At 38.4% G+C, this 20,194-nt stretch carries 13 protein-coding genes; 1 reads left to right on the top strand and 12 read right to left on the bottom strand.

Annotated elements, in window-relative coordinates; translation table 11 throughout:
• Positions 1-94: 94 nt before the first annotated feature.
• From ABE099_RS19030 to ABE099_RS19000, 7 genes are all read right to left on the bottom strand, one after another.
• Positions 95-3,442 carry a GH36-type glycosyl hydrolase domain-containing protein gene (locus tag ABE099_RS19030; RefSeq protein WP_430032908.1) on the bottom strand — a complete coding sequence of 1,116 codons (3,348 nt, stop codon included), beginning with the start codon at positions 3,440-3,442 and terminating at the stop codon, positions 95-97.
• A gap of 104 nt (positions 3,443-3,546) precedes the next feature.
• A complete protein-coding gene (locus tag ABE099_RS19025) occupies positions 3,547-5,673 on the bottom strand; it encodes a glycoside hydrolase family 3 N-terminal domain-containing protein (protein WP_430032932.1) in 2,127 nt (708 codons plus the stop codon).
• 370 nt (positions 5,674-6,043) lie between these two features.
• Positions 6,044-6,805, bottom strand: coding sequence for an alpha/beta hydrolase (locus tag ABE099_RS19020; protein ID WP_430032906.1), 762 nt, complete (start codon positions 6,803-6,805; stop codon positions 6,044-6,046).
• A gap of 48 nt (positions 6,806-6,853) precedes the next feature.
• The gene (locus ABE099_RS19015) at positions 6,854-7,843 is read right to left on the bottom strand and encodes a LacI family DNA-binding transcriptional regulator (protein WP_430032904.1); all 990 of its coding nucleotides are present in this window, start codon (positions 7,841-7,843) and stop codon (positions 6,854-6,856) included.
• 283 nt (positions 7,844-8,126) lie between these two features.
• The gene (locus ABE099_RS19010; protein WP_430032902.1) at positions 8,127-9,749 is read right to left on the bottom strand and encodes an ABC transporter substrate-binding protein; all 1,623 of its coding nucleotides are present in this window, start codon (positions 9,747-9,749) and stop codon (positions 8,127-8,129) included.
• A 66-nt stretch (positions 9,750-9,815) separates the two neighbouring features.
• Positions 9,816-10,715: a carbohydrate ABC transporter permease gene (locus tag ABE099_RS19005; protein ID WP_430032899.1), complete on the bottom strand. Its 900-nt coding sequence runs from the start codon at positions 10,713-10,715 to the stop codon at positions 9,816-9,818.
• Between the two features lie 4 nt (positions 10,716-10,719).
• Entirely contained in the window at positions 10,720-11,604 is an 885-nt protein-coding gene (locus ABE099_RS19000; protein ID WP_430032930.1) for an ABC transporter permease, read from the bottom strand.
• A gap of 753 nt (positions 11,605-12,357) precedes the next feature.
• Between ABE099_RS19000 and ABE099_RS18995 the strand changes: the two genes are divergently transcribed.
• Positions 12,358-14,463 carry a serine hydrolase gene (locus ABE099_RS18995; protein ID WP_430032897.1) on the top strand — a complete coding sequence of 702 codons (2,106 nt, stop codon included), beginning with the start codon at positions 12,358-12,360 and terminating at the stop codon, positions 14,461-14,463.
• Between the two features lie 329 nt (positions 14,464-14,792).
• Here the strand turns inward: ABE099_RS18995 and ABE099_RS18990 are convergent, their stop codons facing one another.
• The 5 genes from ABE099_RS18990 to ABE099_RS18970 all read right to left on the bottom strand — a co-directional run bounded on the left by ABE099_RS18990 (position 14,793) and on the right by ABE099_RS18970 (position 19,972).
• Complete coding sequence (locus ABE099_RS18990; protein WP_430032895.1) at positions 14,793-15,593, bottom strand: DUF4261 domain-containing protein; 801 nt, start codon at positions 15,591-15,593, stop codon at positions 14,793-14,795.
• Positions 15,594-15,633: 40 nt separating this feature from the next.
• The gene (locus ABE099_RS18985) at positions 15,634-16,803 is read right to left on the bottom strand and encodes a YecA family protein (protein WP_430032894.1); all 1,170 of its coding nucleotides are present in this window, start codon (positions 16,801-16,803) and stop codon (positions 15,634-15,636) included.
• Positions 16,804-16,892: 89 nt separating this feature from the next.
• Positions 16,893-17,876: a Gfo/Idh/MocA family protein gene (locus tag ABE099_RS18980; protein ID WP_430032928.1), complete on the bottom strand. Its 984-nt coding sequence runs from the start codon at positions 17,874-17,876 to the stop codon at positions 16,893-16,895.
• Between the two features lie 153 nt (positions 17,877-18,029).
• Complete coding sequence (locus ABE099_RS18975) at positions 18,030-18,896, bottom strand: DUF6612 family protein (protein WP_430032892.1); 867 nt, start codon at positions 18,894-18,896, stop codon at positions 18,030-18,032.
• A gap of 191 nt (positions 18,897-19,087) precedes the next feature.
• Positions 19,088-19,972 carry a DUF6612 family protein gene (locus tag ABE099_RS18970; RefSeq protein WP_430032890.1) on the bottom strand — a complete coding sequence of 295 codons (885 nt, stop codon included), beginning with the start codon at positions 19,970-19,972 and terminating at the stop codon, positions 19,088-19,090.
• Positions 19,973-20,194 lie beyond the last annotated feature (222 nt).

Genomic DNA, 20,194 nt, shown 5'->3' with positions numbered 1-20,194 from the left:
CTTTAGATGCTGCTTTTCTTCATAATTATTGATGTTTTACAGCATATTGATATCTCACATATCTATATTTTTATTTACGTGATTTTTTGAGTTTCTACATATAAATTTCCACAATATTTCCTTGCTCCTTACATACTCGCTCGAAGTCATGGCTTGCGATCCGAACCCCGCCCTGGCGATATACATTACCTACAGCTTGACCCTGAACCTGCTCCCCATTAATTACGATTTGACCCTTTTTACTTTGATCTTGATCAAGGTGATATACAAATGTGATCGGTTTGCCAGCATATTCAAATTCAAATCTCAAACCATTTAGCTCATTTGGCAAAACAGGATCAATAATCAAATCGCCACCTTCCTGACGAATGCCTAAGGCGTTGGTGATAAGTTGGTTCATATAAATTCCTGGGCCGCTGGAATAAATACGCCAGCCTCCTTTTACCGCAACGTCGCCAGTGCGAAGTTTATCAAATTGTCCTTCCGCAGTATATCGTGTGTTAAACTTACCGTCTGAACTACTAAAGTAAGTATTACTTTGGCGCAATTCTGCATTGGGAACAATATCTTGTATACCCACTGGATTAATACGCTCTAACCCTGACCATACCTCATCCACTTTACCAAGCTTAGCCATCGCCTCAACAAAACGGATATGCGCATGTACATACTGTAAACCAACCTCACGACCAAAATTAGCCGCTTGCTCTGCACGTTTAAAATGATTGCTGACGCCACCCGCATAATGAGCAGGTCGATTCATCAACCTTACCCCATCTGGACAAAATAAATGCTCTCGAATGATGTGGTAGTGTGCCTCCGCCTGTTCTGGCGTTAACAACTCACTAATCATGCTTCTTGTCATTGGCAAAAGACGATATTGAATCCCTGTTTCTGTATCCTGTGGGTGTAGCATAAGCTTAGCCTGCTCGGGCTGCTCCATATATAGGAAGCCAGGAATAATGTCAGTAGCTAACATATATTTGTTAAAATCAGCTTTAATCCCTTTTGCCATGTCCCCAATCACTTGTGCATACCCAGCATCTACAGATTCCATTACCTTTGAAAATAGAAGTAACGTCTGGTAAGTTAATGAAACGGTCCAGCTACTCACCATATATTGCTTAAGCTGTGCATTTGCAGGCTGTAACGTATCATCCCAATCGCCATCGCCATAAGCAGATAAATGAGTATCATGTAAAAAGTGATTTTGAATATAGTCAATTTCCTTTTTAGCATGCTCCAAAATACTGTAGCTTTCCTCGGTAAATGTAAAGCCATGCTTACTTGTGTAAGGAACCTTTTCTTCTAAAATGCTGTAATCCTGTGTAATATTCAAATAGTCGCCTAACACCTTAAGTGGCCATACGATAATATCGCCATGACTCTCTTCCTGCTGAATTGAAGCATATTCATCAAACATAAACCACTGTGGCCAATTACCATCCTCAAGAAACTGATGCTCGAACACTTTTAGCAAAATGTCACGCACCTGCTTGTATTGATGTGTAGCCATAAAATATTCCACAGGGCCTTGGCACACGTCCCGTGTACCCCATGCAGCTCCACCGTATTGCTCCAAGCCATGCGGAACAGCATAATGAACGAGCATATTGTGTGTGTACCACCATGCCAATGCATTTACCTTAAACACCTGCTCTTCATGTCCCTCTAAGCTAAGGTTAAAGCCATTCATAATTTGAGCAAAGGAGTCACGATACGCTGCAATTTCCTCTTCAATTGTCTTGTTAGCAGGAGCTATTTCTTCACCATGAAGCAACCCTTGAATCTTTAATATCCAATTTTGACTAGCCTCAAGCTGTAACACTGTTAATGAAGCAGAGCCTGCTTGCACCCCAGTGACGAATAAGCTTTCATCTGCAAGCGTCATATCAGTACCAGTTACAGTTATGCGGTATTCAAGATCTGGATAGGCTTGACGACTTAATGAAGACTCGTCTGCACGATACGTAATCCTATTTCCATCTTGTTTAATCTGATAGGATAGCTCATATTCGTTTACGTTCATCGTAATTTGGTCAGTAACGAGGTAACGATACGCTTTACCAGAGATAGAAGTCACCTGTAACGTGAGCTCTGGCGCATCTAGTGCGGCATAATTTGTAATTACGATCGTATCATCCTGCATTTTGTAAACCCACCGTGCATAGTTAAAGCCGATTTCAAAAAGGGAAGGCATAGTCAGCAAATGATAAGCTCCACCTTGCTCCACATAAATACGTTGACCTGCCGTTTTTGGCACGTTTAACGCATTTCTAGCATTTGTGCTCATTTTATTGAAATTGGTATTACCTACGACAAGCTGCGAGTTAAAAATACCATACATGTAAGCACTGGTCGTAATGACAGGCGTACCTAGTTCAACTTGATTTCCACTCATTAAAATATGTCCATGGGGACGTTCAACCATTAGCTCCTTTTGCTTCAATACAACATGCTCATACGTTGGTGTAAAGAAAGCTAATAAGTCATCCCCGTCCCACTCCTCCTGATAACGCTCAGGGAAAAGGGCATCAATTTCAGCTCTGGTCATCGTCTCAGCATATAGTGGCTTACCTATTTTTTTGTTTGTTGTTATCGTTGCGATGTGTTCTGCCTGTTGTCCTTGTGCAGGTAAGTCAGTGGCATAAGCTTGCTTGATTTCATCCCTAAATTCCAAAGTGGTAATCGCTGTGGGGTGATCTTCTTTTACTAAACCATAAAAAAGAAACTGCTTCTTACCGTTTAGTTGTATTTTTTGGGATTGAAGTGCCGTATACGCCATCTCATATTGGTATACTTCATTTGCTAAATTTTTACTGGATAGTGCAATCGGTTCGTTAGTTTCTTTATAATTTAGGCCAAAAAATTGGAAGCCATCTGTAGAATAACCAACTGCTTTTGTTAAGGAGCCTTGCTGAATATAAGGAAATTTACCGCCTTGCGGTTGATTTTGTCTGGAGCAAACAACATATCCCCAGTTCTCATCATCTAAAACGGTATGATCAATATATTGTGATAAATACGCTTCATTGCTTCTTACCGCACCAACATCCGCCACTCCAATATCTTGTGAGTAGATGACATCCACGACGGCATTACTTCCTTCTAGTTGTACATTCCAGAACCAAATCCCTGATGCCTGCAACGTAAAAGTAACTTCATATTGCACATCGTTAATTTCTCCACGATAAATGATCCCTTGATCTATCTTAAATACTTCACTTTGAGACTGGATGCCCAGTAATGGATAAGCCTTAATCTCCGCCCCGTTATGAAATCTTAAATATATGTTGTTCATTGCACCATCAATGGGATTGCTAAGCCATTGATTTATCATTACTTCATTAAATTTTGCTTGAAATAAATCACCTGTTGGCAAAAAATCAAACTTTAGTTTTCCTGCTGATAAGTTGATTAACTGCTCACTAATTCTACTCATTTTCTCCCAACTCCTAGCACAAAATAGTACTTAAAACTTTCTAGTATATAAGTGAAATCACTTGCTTACTTAATCGCTCGCCGCTAACTAACTCCAAAAAGTTGTTACACAAGACGGAAACGACGCTCTGCCACGTCCCGACTGTTACTACCCACAAATAAAGCAAACTCACCTTTATCACTGCTAAAGCTTAAATCAGAATGATGATAACGCAATTGCTCTTCAGTAATCGTAAAGGTTACCTCTTGGCTTTCTCCGACAGCAAGCATTAGCTTTTTAAAACCCTTCAGTTCCTTCATCGGTCTAACCACTTCACCTGAAATATCTCGAATATATAGCTGGACAACCTCTTCCCCAGCATAGCTACCTGTATTCGTGACAGTTAGCTTTACTTCGATGGATGACTCCTTAGTAAGTTGATCTGAGGAAATTGTCAGTTCACTATAACTAAAGGTCGTGTAGCTAAGTCCAAAACCAAACGGAAACAGGGGTTCATTTGGAATATCCAAATACTTAGAGGTGTAACGATTGTCAGGTTCAGAGGCTTTCATCGGACGACCCGTTTGGAAATGGTTATAATACACCGGTACTTGCCCTAATGCATAAGGGAAAGACATCGTAAGCTTTCCAGAAGGATTTACCTCTCCATACAACACATCACTAATCGCTGAGGCGCCTTCACTTCCAGGGAACCAGCATTCTACAACCGCACTAGATTGTTCGATTACCCCATGCAAATCAAGTGGACGTCCATTAAATAATAAAGTCACCATTGGTTTATTCAGCTTACGAATGGCTTGAACAAGCTCAAGCTGAGCCTGAGGTAATCTAATATCTGAACGACTGCCACCTTCACCACTCATTTCAGAGCTTTCTCCAAGTGCGAGAACAATAACATCAGCATATTTAGCAACCTCAATCGCTTGAGCTAATTCTGTTTCCGTTACTACATGAACAGCTTCACAAGCGGCTACCTTGACATTAGCGGCAGATAACTTCTCCTTAAGCACGTGCTCAAGGGTATGAATATCACCTTCTGCGCCCCGCCATGACCAAGAACCAAGGATATCCTTACTCTTAGCAAAAGGTCCAATTAAAGCAATATGCTGACTCTTTGATAGCGGAAGTACATTGTCATTTTTGAGTAATACTATCGACTTAGAGGCAAGCTGACGGGCAACCTGACGATGCTCCTCACAATAAACAATTTCCTGTTCTAGCTCTGGATTAGCACCACGTAATGGATTTTCAAACAAACCTAGTTTATTTTTCAACTGCAATATACGCATTACCGCTTCATCCACTAAGACTTCTTCAATTTCGCCACTTCTAACCAACTCAGGCAAAAACTTAACATAACATGAGGTCATCATCTCAATATCTACCCCAGCTAAAATCGCCTTAAGTGCAGCTTCCTTCTCATCCTCAGCAATACCATGTGGAATTAACTCCATAATAGCTGCCCAGTCAGAAATTAAGACTCCCTCAAATCCCCATTCGTCACGAAGCAAATCACGCATAAGTCGTTTATTGCCTGTAGCTGGGATACCATGTACTGTATTAAAGGATGTCATCACAAGCTCAACACCAGCATCAAGCGCTGCTTTATAGGCAGGGAGATAATATTCTCTCAATTGCCATTCAGATAAGTCTACAGTGTTGTACTCACGTCCACCTTCGCCTGCGCCATAAGCGGCAAAATGCTTAACACAAGCAGCAACTCGTGTTAAATCATTGGTGAGATCGTCACCTTGGAAGCCACGCACAAATGCTGCTGCGTACAAGCTATTTAAGTAAGGGTCTTCCCCTGTTGATTCCATTACACGTCCCCAACGAGGATCACGAATCAAGTCCACCATCGGTGCAAACGTAACATGAAGCCCTGACACCGCAGATTCCTTCGCCGCAATGGCAGCACTTTGCTCTGCTAACTCCACATCCCAAACACAACCAATCGCAAGTGGAATCGGGAATATCGTTTTGTATCCATGAATAATGTCTGCCATGAACAATAAGGGAATCGCTAATTTATCATTTGCCATGTGATGCTGTTGGACAGCGATGAGTTTAGCAGCACCAGACAAACCAAGCTCCGAACCAACCTGCTTCACCGCATCCTCAGAGATCCCCAATGACTCCATGGGACCGGTAATTTCTCCATCTTCCTCTGCGCCTACAAAATATGAGCCAACTAGCTGCAGCATTTGCGCTGCCTTATCCTCTAGTGTCATTTCAGCCAACAATTTCTCTAAGCCCCGTTGATTCACGAATAGGTTTCCTCCAATTTATAAAAAAGTTATAGATTTACGGCTCAACATAGTAATCAGTGCTTGACAATCTTTGGGGTGGGAGGCTACGTAGCAGAAAGTGGTTTCAACCGCTGTTAAAGTCCCACTTTTTTATAACTTGTCTTGAAATGATAAAAGTGGGACTTTAAAGGCGGACACTATCGCTTTTCCACCATCTCTCTGCTCCTCCGCTTTGTTTGCCTATTGTCAAGTACTGATTTTAAGGTAGAGCCATATTTACAATGAATTTTCAATCATTGTTTAATATCCATCCTCAAATCGAAACGTTTCGATTTTATTGTACGCAAAAGCATCATAAAGGTAACCAATCCAATACCCGTCTGATCTGCGGTTCCCAATAATTCCAGTCATGCACACCCGTTCCTTCTTCATAGGTCAAATCAATGCCTAACTGCAATGCACGATTTCTAAAAGTCTGGTTATCATTATACAAAAAGTCTTCGGTTCCACAGCATTGAAACAATTTAGGCTTCATCCCTTGATAGTGCTGAAGCTTTTCTAATAGATACAGTAAATCATCCTCACTACCCTCTAGCTTTGTCACATCGCCAAAAACACTAATTAACTCCTGTGGTTGATAATTATTAGGTCCATTCATTCTACTTGCTAGATCAAGCCCACCAGACAAGCTTGCTACAGCAGCAAAGCGTTCTGGACAACGCAATCCGAGCTTCATTGCCCCATAACCCCCCATTGACATCCCTGCCGCAAAGGTATCCTCTCTACGATCGGAGACGGGGAATAAGGAGCATACGATTTCCGGTAATTCTTCACTTAGAAACGTAAAATAAGGTGAGCCGTACTTCATATCCATATAGTAGCTACGTGCTACATTTGGCATGACAACAACAAGTCCCTTTTCCTCTGCATATCGTTCAATTGAGCAATGTCTTACCCAGTCCGTATGATCTGCACTTAATCCATGTAACAAATATAGAACTGGTAATTTCTCAATATGTTGCCGCGATACAGCTAAAGATTGTGGAATAAGGACATTCATACTGCTTGATAGACTTAATGTGTGAGAAAAAAACTGACACTGAAGCAAAGCCAATACTTCCATCTCCCTTGCTTAGTTCACTATTTATTTCAAACTATTTATTTACAGTTGTCGAACAGAATTTCGTTCAATCAGTTCAATTGTAAGCTTATATTCACGATTCACGTCTGCACCACTTAGTCGTTGAAACAATAAATGTGCAGCGAGTGAACCCGCCTCATGCATGGGTTGCCGAATTGTCGTTAATGACGGAGATAAATATTCTGAGAGCTGGATATCATCAAATCCGATGACTGAAACCTCCTCAGGAATCGAAATCCCTTGTTCTTGAAACGCCTTGACACCGCCAACAGCCATTTCATCATTTCCATAAAAAATAGCACTTGGCAATTGTCCTTGCATAATAATCATCTTGGTGGCACTATACCCACCTTCACGTATAAAGTTACCGTTTAAGCGCCATTTGGATTGTTCCTCAAGTCCAGCTTCTGCCATTGCGCGCAGGTAGCCTTGATAACGTAACTGGCTATCATAGGAATTGGAAGGTCCACTGACGTAGGCAATACGTTTATGCCCATGGTCAATCAAATAACGTGTAGCTACATATCCACCTTGCTCACCATCTACGAGTACACTAACTAAAAAATCACTGCTAATTTCACGATCCATCACAATGATGGGAAAACCTTGCTCTGCCGCCTCAACTAACACTTCATTATGGATATTTGAAGCTAATACAATCGCTCCATCTACTCTTTTTTCACGCAAAAATTTTACCGCAGTGGAATCTCTACCTCCCATAGAGCTACAAGCAATTAGATCGTAGCCATTGGAAATTGCGACCTCTTGCACACTATGAATCAATTCTGAATAATACGGCCCTGACATATCTGTTAAAATTAGAGCAATGGTTTTAGTCTGGCTACGCTTCAAATCCATAGCGATTCCATTTTTGCGATAATTTAATTGCCTAGCTGCCTCTACGACCTTTGCTCTTGTTTTGGCGCTAACTTTACTATCCCCATTTAGCGCATAAGACGCAGTAGATAGTGCAACTCCCGCAAGTTTCGCCACATCCTTTATCGTTGCCACTCTAATATTCCCTCATTTCAACTTTGCAAGATTCAATAATTCTATAATTCAACGTCTACTCATGATAAAACTTATGAAAAGCAATCAATTCGAAACGTTTCGATAAACTTATTATAGCTTTGATTGATAGCGATTTCAATACTCTTTTATTAAAATTGTATATTTCTTTTCCCTTGGTATTATCGTGTTTTTAAACATAAAGCTACCCTATTTACACCACTTCTCTGTGAATAGGATAGCTCCGTTAAAAATTGTAATGATAGAGAGCTACAGGCTATCCGCCTTATTTATTAGCAAACTTATCATTCAATTCATCTAATACTGGATTTACTAAAGCTTCTTTACTTTTTATCCATGCTTTCCAGTTTGCTTCAAGGTCACCTGGTTGAATAATTAGGTTCGTATATTCTGTCGCATAATCAAAGGAAGCTTGATTTTTAGCTTTAGAATCATACAATTGATAATCCCAATCATATGTTGCATAAGCTTTGTCTTTGGTTGCATATTCTGCTTTTAATTTATACAAATCTACAGAACGATCACGATATTCTTTTTTAATTGCAGGGTTTACAATACTGAAGTCATCACCAAGCACATACAAGCCCTCAAAACGATTTGGATATTTTTTATCTAACGTTGTGCCTTCAGGAAGTAAATTTTCGATTTCCTTGTTTGCGCCATACTTCCAGTCTTTACCTTCAAAGCCCATGTTCACAATCATATTGCCTTCGCCACTTGTTGTGTATTCCATGAAGTCCATAATCCGCTCGAATTTCTCTTGCGTAATCTCTGGAGAGAAAATAACTGCTGACCAGAAATTAGCTTGCTCCAAGTTACGATATTTGCCATCTTCTCCAAGCACGATTGCAGTGTGGACAAGATCATCACTATTAACACCAAGGTTCGTTTTCATCTTTTCATCCATATCACGTCTGTAAGATGCAAGTCCACCTAAGCTTGTAATTCCGGCTACGCCATTAACTGTAAACTTCTGATTTGCTTCACCATTTTTCCATGTGTAAAATTCAGGATGCAACAATTTATCCTTATAGGCCTGTTGAAGCTCTTTTAAACCAACTAGTGTGCTTTCATCAGCCGGTCCCCAGTGATATTTACCATCGTCGCCTTTATAGAAAGCAGACTCTACACGAGAATGGGCACTATTTGCCATCACAATATTTGTTAAAGCATCATTGATATCATAAGCAATTGGAATCAGCTTGTTGCCTACCTTACCTGGATCTTTTTCTTGTAATAATTTAGCATATTGCATAAGTTCTGTTGTCGTATAAGCGTCCTTTAATTCAAAGCCAACGTCTTTAGCCCAGTCCTTACGAAGTGCAATAACCCCAATTTGGTTCATTAAAGGTTCTGCTGGCTTATTCTCATTATAAACAGGACGTGGTAACACATAAGTACCACCAACTAATTTCTCAAGCTGCTCGCCTAAACCTGTTTGCTTATAAGCAGCCGCAACCTTTGGCCAACGCTCTTTCCAATTTTCAGGTAGCTTATATAACAAGCCTTGATCAATATAATTAATCGCATCACCATGTACGTAATTCCAGCTTGCTACGTCAGGCAAATCACCAGAGTTAATCCATAAGCGCAATTTTTCAGCCCAAGAATCCCACTCTACATAGTTATAGTCCCATTCCATGTTGAACTTCTCTGTAAAATATTTATGAAATGGATTATCAAAATCCTTAGCTTCTGTCTTTACAATGCTGCCGTATGAAATTTTCAGCTTATCCTTGTAACCATCAGTTGGGTTGCCACCGGAAGCGTTACTGCTTGAATTTCCACTTGACTTCCCCTCATTGGAACTTGAGCAAGCTGTTACAAATACCATTGTAAAACAAAGCGCCAGTGCCAAAATGGATCTAACTGTCTTTTTCTTTTTCATAATGAGCCTCCCTATTTATGATATTACTTGTGGTGCGTGTTACGTTTTGCATGTATAAATCAGGAACTACGCTTTAATAGCACCTGTTAATACCCCTTTAGCAAAATGCTTTTGTAACAATGGGAAGAAACACATTATTGGCAACATCGTCACAAATACTGCAGCCATCTTCATTCCCATTGAAAAGCTTTGCTTGCCTCCCGCTGCAAGACTACTTGAGTTCGCAGAAGTAACATCAGATTCAACAATAATGGTACGGAGTACATTTTGAAGCGGCATTTGATCTGCTTTACGTAAGAAGATCATCGCCTCGTACCATCCATTCCAGAAGGCAACCCCATAAAACAACGTAATAGTTGCTACGATAGGCATCGACAATGGCAAAACAACTTTAAATAAAATTTTCCACTCACCAGCACCATCAAGTCTTGCCGACTCCATAAGCGATTCTGGCACACTACTAAAGTAATTAGACATAATAATAAGGTTAAAGGCACTAAATCCACCTGCCAAAATGACCGACCATAAGCTTCCCGTTAAATGCATATCCTTCATTACCAAATAAAGTGGAACAATTCCACCATTAAAAATCATTGTGAATACAACAAGATAAAAGATTAGCTTTTTACCAGGGAATTTATTTCTGCTTAGTCCATATCCCATGCTTGTCGTAAGGAACATACTTAAAGGTAAGCCAAGGAACAAAATAATTAATGTATTTAAATAACCAGTTCCGATGCGCCCATCCGAAAATAATCTTTTATAAGAGTCTAATGTTGGATTTTTAGGAAACATCATCATCGGGTTATCTGCAAACTCTTTTTGTGTAGAAAAGGACACCATAATTACATTCCAAAATGGAATTAGGATGGCTAATGCGCCTAACGTCAGTAATATAAAGATCACATAATCAATTGTCGTCATTTTATGAACGCCAAACTTTTTTATCTTTTTTGGCTTACTCATATGCCTAATCTCCTTTCCTTCCAAACAATCCATCTCCACCCATTAATTTTGCGGCACGATCAGCTAAAATCAATAACACCATGTTCACAATAGAACGGAATAAGCTGACAGCGGTAGAGAAAGAGAAATCAGTGGAAGACTGGAATGTAATACGATAAATATATACATCAAGCACTTCAGAAACATTTTGAGTTGCTGCATTTGCTAAGTTGAAAATCTGATCAAATCCTGCTGACATTAATCCACCTACGTTTAAAATAAACATAATCATAATCGTTGGCATAATGTTTGGTAATGTAATTCGGAATATTTGCTGTAATCTTGTTGCACCGTCAATTTGGGCTGATTCATATTGATCCATGTCAATCCCCGAAATTGCAGCCATATAAATAATTGCGCCCCATCCTGCTGATTTCCAAATATCTGTAATATACAGCATTGGAACAAATAAACTTTCTGAGCCTAAGAAGTTAATGGTTGGCAATCCAATTAAATGCAGGAAGCTGTTCACTAAACCATCGTAGGAAAGAACGTTAATAACGACCCCTGAAACGACAATCCAAGATAGAAACTGTGGAAAGGTGAACACGGTTTGTAGTGCTTTTTTGTACCTTCTCATTCGCAATTCATTAATCATTAAGGCAAGTATAATCGGGAACGGAAACTGAATAATCAATTTACCAATATTAATAATTAAAGTTCTCCATACAGCGTTAAGAAAACCTGGATCACGAAATACATAAGAAAAATTTTCAAACCCAACCCATGGGCTTCCCCAAATGCCTAAATTAGCTTTAAAATCCTTAAATGCTAAAGAAAGACCTCCCATCGGCATATAAGCAAATAGGAATAACCAAACTAATCCAGGAAGAATAAGTGTGTAGACCATTCTGTTCTTCCATATGTTCTTTAGCAATTGCTGAAACCTGCTGTTAGTTGACTGATTTGCCACACTTCCGGCTTCAAGTTTCAATTGACATCCCCTCGCTCTACTCATGTCTTCATATCTTGTGTACCCATTATACTTAATATCGAAACGTTTCGATAATGATGTAAGTTAATTATCCTATTTTTCAAATTAAATAGGACATCTTTACAATGGGGGAACACTTTGGATATGAACAAAAAGTGCTTTTCAAAATCGTAACGTTTCGATGAATTTATTATATCCTCCTTTGGTAGCGATTTCAACACCCTTTAGAGAAAATTATAAATTATTTTTTATACCTATTACGGCCCTATTTAAAAATTAGTGCTTGACAACGATAGCAGTCTGGTAGCTACGCTCCAGAGTGTTCTTATGATTGTTGTTAAAATCATATTCCTATTATTGAAGTATATTTATGGATGAAATCTGATTTAAGAGACAATCTTCAGAATCGCTCTGTCTCTTCGCTAGTTTGGTTAGCAGTCAAGCACCAATTTTAAGATTGAGCCTGTATTACTTATCTTAAGTTTAGGGCTTTTATCGCAGTGTAGGCTATGCTTAAATTTATTATAATATACATAGATTTATAGTGTAACTAACCAATTTTTCCCTTTAATTCATAGAATATATTTATTATTCATTATTCTTCTATAAGATTAAACTAGAAAATTAGTGTACGTAGCTGGAATATGTTACATTAGATAGTAATAACTTATGACTATTAATAAGGAGTCGGCTATGCGCTCATCCTCACAGAATCAGTCTGATTTATTTCCGTTATTATATAAAACTAGCTTGATCATCATCTCTGTATTATTATGCCTTAGCTTCATTATGCACGAGACTGTTAGTGCACATAATAATGTAGACAATAATGCAGAAACTAGTAAAGGTAATAGTGGAAACGATAACATGCTGATTGTTGGCCCTTCCAGTTCCCAGGAAGTTGAAGCCTTTATAGATAGCTTTATTAACTCTAGCAGTATTAAGCCTTATTTGGCTGGTGCTGTAGTTAGTGTTGTCAGAGATAAAAGCATCCTATTAAATAAAGGGTATGGCTATAGTAATTTAGAGAAACGAATCCTTGTTGATGCCAATAAAACACAATTTCGCGTGGCTTCTATTTCTAAGACATTTACAGCAACTGCGATTATGCAATTACAGGATCAGGGCAAGCTTTCACTTGATAAGGATGTAAATCAGTACACTGGAAATTTAATAGTTCCTAACCTCACTGACAAAGCATTAACGCTTAAACACCTGCTAACACACACCAGCGGGTTTAATTACACAGACAGCGGAGTCACTGTCAGAAGCTATAATACGAACTTTTCGCTAGAAAATTTTATTTATAAAAATATGCCAACGGTTACAACCGATCCAGGTAAGGCTTATCGTTATGATAATTACAGTTATGCTTTACAAGGCTATATAGTACAAAAAATTTCTGGCATGCCTTATGAAAATTATATACAACGTCACATTTTTGATCCATTGGAAATGTATAACAGCTACTTTAATTTAACACCTAATAAGCTAGGAGATTTAGCTACGCCGTATAACAAAAAAAATGAGCCTATGCCACAATATATTGTGTCCTCGAACATTTCTCCTGACAGTGGGATGATTACGACGGGGAAGGACATGAGCAACTTTATGATCGCGATGTTAAATAAAGGAGAATTTAAAAACACATCTATATTATCTCCATCCTCTGTTGCGACCATGCAAAAGCTAGACTACTCTATTCATCCCGATGTCCCTGGCGTAGGTTATGGTTTTGAATCTACCTATAATGAATATAACAATGGTCGCTATATTATTAGCAAAGCAGGTGATCTACCTGGCTTTCATTCCGATTTCTGGTTGCTTCCTGAAGAAGGAGTAGGTTTATTTATTGTATACAATAGTGACAGGCTTGACCTTAGAGGGAGATTGCTTGAAGCTTTTATGCAGCATTACTATCCCTCTTCAACTAAGTCAGACAAGGGGGGTTCGGGGTCTACCTCCAATCGAGGCTTACGAGACTTTACAGGGTATTATCGTGATTTAAGACAAGCTTCATGGACCTATTATATTACTGCGACAGAAGATCAATTAATCGTAAAGGATAACTATGGTATCCATAAGCTAAAAAGAGTGCAAGACTTATTATTTATGGATGATAAAGGTCGACAAGCCGCATTTAAAATCGATGCTCAAGGAGACATCACTTATTTCTATTACAATAAATCAGACAGTTGGTCGATTAAGCTACCTGAACCAGAGTTATACAGTGATGTATCTCGGGACAATCCTTATGCCCCTTCCATCTATCGTCTTAAACAGTTAGGTGTATTACCTCAGGGTAGTGGTCGATTTGTTCCAGAAGCTCCGATTACAGGCAGTGAGTTTCTCCAGCAAGCGATGACCGTAACAGGGCTATATACAGTAACAACTAATGTATCAGCTAATCAAACCTATACTAAAAATACTTCTATTAATACGACGTTAATGCAAACTGCAAATAGGTTAGGTATTATCTCCAATACGGACCTACGGTCCTTTAGAATGGATCAGCCCATTACTAGAGAGCAAGCGGCAACTGTATTATGGCGTATCGTACAAAGTCAAAAAAACATTCCATCTATGACCGTCAAGCTAGCAGGAAAGCAAAGTAATTGGGCCGTGGAAGGCGTATCGTTTGTTGTGTTGCTTCGCTTATATGGTCCAGAGGTAACGATTGATCTAGATGGGAGCATCAACTACCAATCGCAGAAATATATGTCTAGGCAGGAATCTGCTATTTTATTAGATAAGTTAGTTAATGTGTTGTATTAATTAAGACTCAACACAGAAAACGGTTCTTGACAATCTATAAAGTAAATTTCTTTATAACATGTATTGAATGGGTGAAAAATATGACCTTAAAGTGTTTATGCTCTCGAAGTATCTTTCTTGCAGAAAGATTGTCACGCATTCGCTTCTCCACCATCTCTCGCTTCTTCGCTTCATTAGCTTATTGTCAAGTACCAATTTTAAGATTGAGCCTTCATTAAATAGGTTTAGAGAATGAAGAAAGGGCGTCTAACAGTCTTGATTGACTGCTAAACGCCCTTTTCTTTTAAGAAAAGTAAGGAAATAAGCTTAATTGTATATACATTAGGCTCTTAAATATCAATCTTTAAGCTATAACCCTCGACCGCCACACCTGGGGTGCGCTCAATCGCTAACTTATGATCTTCAGAGAAGCCAATCGTTTCTCCATGTCTTAAAATTACATTGTTTTCAATGACATGAGTAACAATCAAAAATAGTACCTCATATAATTTGGCGACGTCCTGTTGTGAATCAATCACTTCGATCTCATCTTTTCCAAACACTTTTAGCCCTGAAGTGTACATGTTACGCCCATTCTCACCACGATATAAACCAATAAATATCCATAAAGGGATTGGCAAAATATTCTCTTTTAACGCTTTTGCTGCTTCAATATAATATCCTGCTTCATGAACCATTGGATGCATATATAAGGCAATTGCATGAGGCATACGTAATAAAGAGCTCGCAACCTTTGTAAACAAAGTGTAGGCTTCAGTGACATCGTTGTGATCCATCACAGATACAATAATTTGTGCCTTATGGGTAGAAGTAACTTGCTCTGCTTCTGGCCATAAGAAGTTGCGACCTGCATTTTCCTCTACCTCTTGGTTAGGAATTGGAGCTGGGATATATCCGCACACTACCTTCATTCCATCCACTTCAAAAATCAACGTTTCTTCTTCGGTTTGTACATCAACTGAAAGATTCCAATCCTCCTGCATCGCAGCAACAAACACATCAAAATCATATTGACATTCATCAAGTAAAATAAATCCAAGAATAGGGCCCTGCTCTGGCTCAGCTACTGGAGGTGCAGGTTTAGTTGGAACTGGGTTAGTTTTTCTCTTTAATCTATCTAATAAACCCATGATTTTATCCTCCTTTCACAATTAATTATCCACACCGCAATTAATTTTTACCGCAGCATTTCTTATATTTTTTCCCACTGCCACAAGGACAAGGATCATTGCGACCAATTTTCTCTACCGTTATAGGTTTTTTGTTAGGTATTGCAAATGGCGTTGCACCTGTACGGAAGTTTCCAGGGATTTTGCTCATTTCAATTGGAGTATATCCGCAATTAGACCAAAATCTAGTATGGTTATATACATCTGCAATCAACGCAATAATTTGCTCCGCTTGATCTTTATTATGGAACTGAATATCGCGACGTTCAAACTCATATACGATTTCCTGTAGTGTAGATTCATTCGAGCATGCAAGCTGAATATCATCAATTAAATATTCACGCATTTCCGAATCAGTACACAACTCCACAGATAAATACTTATCTAACGCTTTTAGCTGAGGTGTCATCTCAAAGTACATATCATCTGCATATTGCAGTAATGTAGCTTGATCAGGAACATAATGAGGTTTGTTTTGTATTTTTTGAACTAATTCCTTATATTCCTTTTCATCCTCAGATACGAGTAAAGCCTGATTCACAATATATCCATCATGAGCAACAAAATATTGCTCACGCTTTAAAAATTCATCCATGTAGCTTGTTATTTCTTCTAAGCTTAGCTTTTCCTCATGTTGATCATTGTAGATTTCATGCAACATTTCCGTAGTGAAAATACCATATAGATTGTTCAAAGCAAGTACATATTGGAAAATATACATCCGCTTTTCGTAAGCCTCATTAAATGCGGCGGTATTCATCTTATGGAAAGCTTGTACAATCTCATCTGGCATCACGAGATATAGCTTCTTATCATTAAAATAAGTATAAACTACACCACGCTCAAGCAAATAAACGTATTGTCCATATGGAATGTAGTTGTCCTGCTGAATGGAATTCTGAACTAATGATTTAAATAAATCCCATTCATCAAATGCAGCCTCTAATAAAATACTTTCTAAATTAGCAGGTTCCGTTAACCATTGCTGCAGGGCAAGAGCTAACTCCTCCTTTTTCAATTTAGAACGACCGGCTATTTTGTTCGCTGTTGCTAGCGCCGACAATTTAGACTTTGACATTCCTAATAATGTTTCTGACAAGCTTGTTGTCACATCACCAATAATGGCATGTTGAATATTTTGTTCTTCAAGCATTAACTTCAAATTCTCCAAAAAAGGCACACCTCTTCCAAATAATCACGATCTGTCACACATCTAGATTCTACTTTTAAAGACCTATCTATTCATTATACATGAATCTCTTATTCAAAGGGATACTTTAGTCCCCATTGCCCACGCATCTTGTCTAAAATTCTAATAATATTCAAAGACTCATTTAAGGAAATAATTGGACTTTCTTTTTCTCCTGCTAATATTAAACGTCCTACCTCTTCTGCTTCATAAGCATAACCATGAGACGCGCGTGGCGCTGAAAATGTTTCAGCCTCCGCATCATTTACCTGTAATGTCGCTTCATTTGCATATAAAAAGGTAGGAATGTGAATATGGCCTTTTGTACCATAAATATAAGCATCGTTATTTAGCGCCAATCGCACAGCACCACTTACTAAGGCAGCTTTCCCAGCACCATAATCTAATAGTGCAGAAAAATGCTCATCTACCCCTGTTTGCCCAATCTCAGCACTACTTGAAATATGGATTGGATTAGCACCAAAAATCATCGTCGCAAACGATACGGGATAAATCCCAGCATCTAACAAAGCCCCTCCACCAAGCTCTGGGTTTAATAGTCTCCCTTGTGGATTCCATTCACTATGAAAGCCAAATTCAGCCCGAACCTGCTTAACCTCACCAATCTGGCCCTGCTGAATCCACTCTCTCACCTTTACGATCGCAGGTAAAAAACGTGTCCACATCGCTTCCATCATAAACACATTTTTTTGTCTGGCAAGTGCAATTAATTTTTCTAATTCACTTTCATTTACAGTAAATGGTTTTTCACACAATACAGCCTTCCCTGCCTGTAACGCTAACGTCACATGCTCAAAATGAAAAGGATGGGGGGTTCCAATATAAATAACATCAACATTGGGATCAGCAACGAGCTCCTCATAACTTCCATATGCTTTAGAAATATTCATATTTTCTGCAAATCTAGAAGCACTTTCGATTGTACGAGAGCCAACAGCAACAGCTTCACCATTTGTAACGTATTGTAAATCACTTGCAAAACGATCCGCGATCCAGCCAGTTCCCATGATGCCCCAGTTAACCTTTTTCTTTATTGCAGAATTCATATGAATACCTCCTAAAAAATAAATGTAGTTAAGTAATCTTACCCATTATAACATTTAATAAAAACGAAAGAAGCGCTACACACCATACAACAGGTGTAACGCTTCAATTGTGTGACTATTTTAATGAGCTTACTACATCAATTACTTCTTAGCGCTATCTAATGCTTCTTGAGGAACTTTGATTTCTGTAATTTCGTTGTGCTTGGAGAAGCTAATGTCCATGTCCATATCCATTGCCATCTTTTGTCCTTCTTGTTCCATGTCCATAACAAGTTTAACTTTAGAGGAAACTGGATACAACGTATCTTTTTGAATTTTCGTAGTCATTTTCATTTCAGTAATGTTCATCATATCTAGCATTTGGGATACTTGTGCACCGTTAGCACCTGCACCTGCATTTTTACTCAATACTTCTTTTGCTAGTTCTTTGATTTTATCGCCACTTACATCAGCATTAATAACATAGTTATCGCCTTCAGCCGTAATTTTAGCTTGATCTCCAAGAGATCTAAATTGCTCTAATTGCTGAGATACATCTGCGTTACCTTCAGTAGATTTAAGCACTTCATCAATAGAAGCGTCTTTAGTGTGCATCCATTGACCGCTAACAAGCATATACATTCCATCTTTAGTTACATATTGCTCGATATCTTGTTTTTGCTCACCTGAATCCATGTTTGTGACGATATGCATTTGAACAGGATCACCAACATATTCTGCTTTCATTGTAAGGTTCATGTTTTGCTCTTGCTTTTGCTCGCCTTGCTCCATCTTCATATTTTGTTTTGAAGAGATTTCCATCGCATAGCTTTTTAGTTCTTTCGCTTCCTTAGCTTGTTTAATTAACTCATCTAAGGTTGGTGCAGCTGCATTGCTTTCAGTTTTGCTTGTATTTTCTGTTTTAGCTCCGTTTGCTGACGTTGTGTCTCCTTCTTTTGCTTTTGAGCCACATGCCGTAATACTAACCGCTAACACTAATGTAAGTAATAATCCTGCCCATTTCTTCAATGTAAAAATCCCCCTAATTAATTTATATAATCCAATTTATTTAAACAAATATAGTGATGAAAATAAAGGTGAATTTAGAACTAAAAAAGCAATTATAAATGTTTTAAAACTAGTACTTTCGTCTATTTCTATAATAAAAATATGACTTTTTTACATTTAATACAATTTTAAGGTGGTTGTATTTTAGTAAATTAGTTCACACTTTTCACTGCTTCTTCAGGTACTAAAATCTCCTTTATTTCATTATGCTTTGATAAAGTAAGGTATGTATCAAAGCGTGAAACCATCTTTTGCTCACCTGCTGCCATGTGCAAGATCAGGTTCGAGGTTGATGAAATTAAATATAAATGTTGCTTATCCATGATCATTTCTAACTTCAATTCAATATCATTTACAAGGTTAAACATACTCTCTAATTGAGCTTTGTCTTCTTCCGATGGCGTCCCAGTTGCATCCATCATCATTAAATATCTAGCTAAACCTAGTACCTTCTCCCCTTTTAAGTCGGCAGTAAGGACATATTGATCGGCATTTGCTAAAATTTTCACCTCATCCCCAACAGAAGAAGCCAATTGCTCCAACATAAGCAGAACTTTTGCATTTTCATCTGAGAACATTTCATAGTTTTTATCAGGTGGATTGAAACTCCACTCTCCTTCAAAAAGAGTATAGCTTCCTATACCCGACTTATAATAATCCTCAGTCGTAGTCTTCTCCCCTGATACTTCTAATTCTGTCACTATATGTGATTGTTCTGGCTTAACAATATAATCCCCTGCCGATTTCATTTTCATATAATCTTCTTGGCGATCCGAACCCTGTTCCATTACAAAATTTTGCTCATAGCTGCGTACAGCAGTGTAGCTATTAAGTGTGTAAGACGATGACTTTACCTTTTCAATAAGCTCATTGAAGTTCATTGCAGGGGAATCTTGTTCATTTTTTGTGCCCCCTGTCAATGCTGTGCCACTTTTGTTCGTTGAAGCTCCCTCTTGTGCTGTTTTTTCCTTTGTGCCGCATGCTGTAATACTAATTATTAACATAACTAATATTAGCATGCCTAACCATTTCCTCAAAAAATGTTGTCCCCCTTTAATTTAGGATCATTCTTTAGATACGTAGTTGCCAAAATGAAGATGCATTTAGGGTTGAAATCTGTTTTTAAATACGAACATTTCACTTTTTCAGAATACCTCTGTTCCTTTGCTAATGTGAGATGTTTGTCAACTACTTATTCTAAATGATAAACCTTAAATTAGATTTTTTCTTAAAAATTACTTCTTTAATATTTAAACCAT

Source organism: Paenibacillus turicensis (assembly GCF_050461185.1).
Classification (GTDB): Bacteria; Bacillota; Bacilli; order Paenibacillales; family Paenibacillaceae; genus Fontibacillus; species Fontibacillus turicensis_A.
Note: the sequence above shows the minus strand (reverse complement) of the source record. Positions and strands in the feature narration are given on the sequence as shown.

What these genes read in the sequence shown, in the direction of transcription:
- ABE099_RS19025 (WP_430032932.1), bottom strand. Translation starts at nt 5,673, where the DNA reads ATGACACTAGAGGATAAGGCAGCGCAAATGCTGCAGCTAGTTGGCTCA.
- ABE099_RS19005 (WP_430032899.1), bottom strand. Translation starts at nt 10,715, where the DNA reads ATGAGTAAGCCAAAAAAGATAAAAAAGTTTGGCGTTCATAAAATGACG.
- ABE099_RS18990 (WP_430032895.1), bottom strand. Translation starts at nt 15,593, where the DNA reads ATGGGTTTATTAGATAGATTAAAGAGAAAAACTAACCCAGTTCCAACT.
- ABE099_RS19000 (WP_430032930.1), bottom strand. Translation starts at nt 11,604, where the DNA reads ATGGTCTACACACTTATTCTTCCTGGATTAGTTTGGTTATTCCTATTT.
- ABE099_RS19030 (WP_430032908.1), bottom strand. Translation starts at nt 3,442, where the DNA reads ATGAGTAGAATTAGTGAGCAGTTAATCAACTTATCAGCAGGAAAACTA.
- ABE099_RS19010 (WP_430032902.1), bottom strand. Translation starts at nt 9,749, where the DNA reads ATGAAAAAGAAAAAGACAGTTAGATCCATTTTGGCACTGGCGCTTTGT.
- ABE099_RS18995 (WP_430032897.1), top strand. Translation starts at nt 12,358, where the DNA reads ATGACTATTAATAAGGAGTCGGCTATGCGCTCATCCTCACAGAATCAG.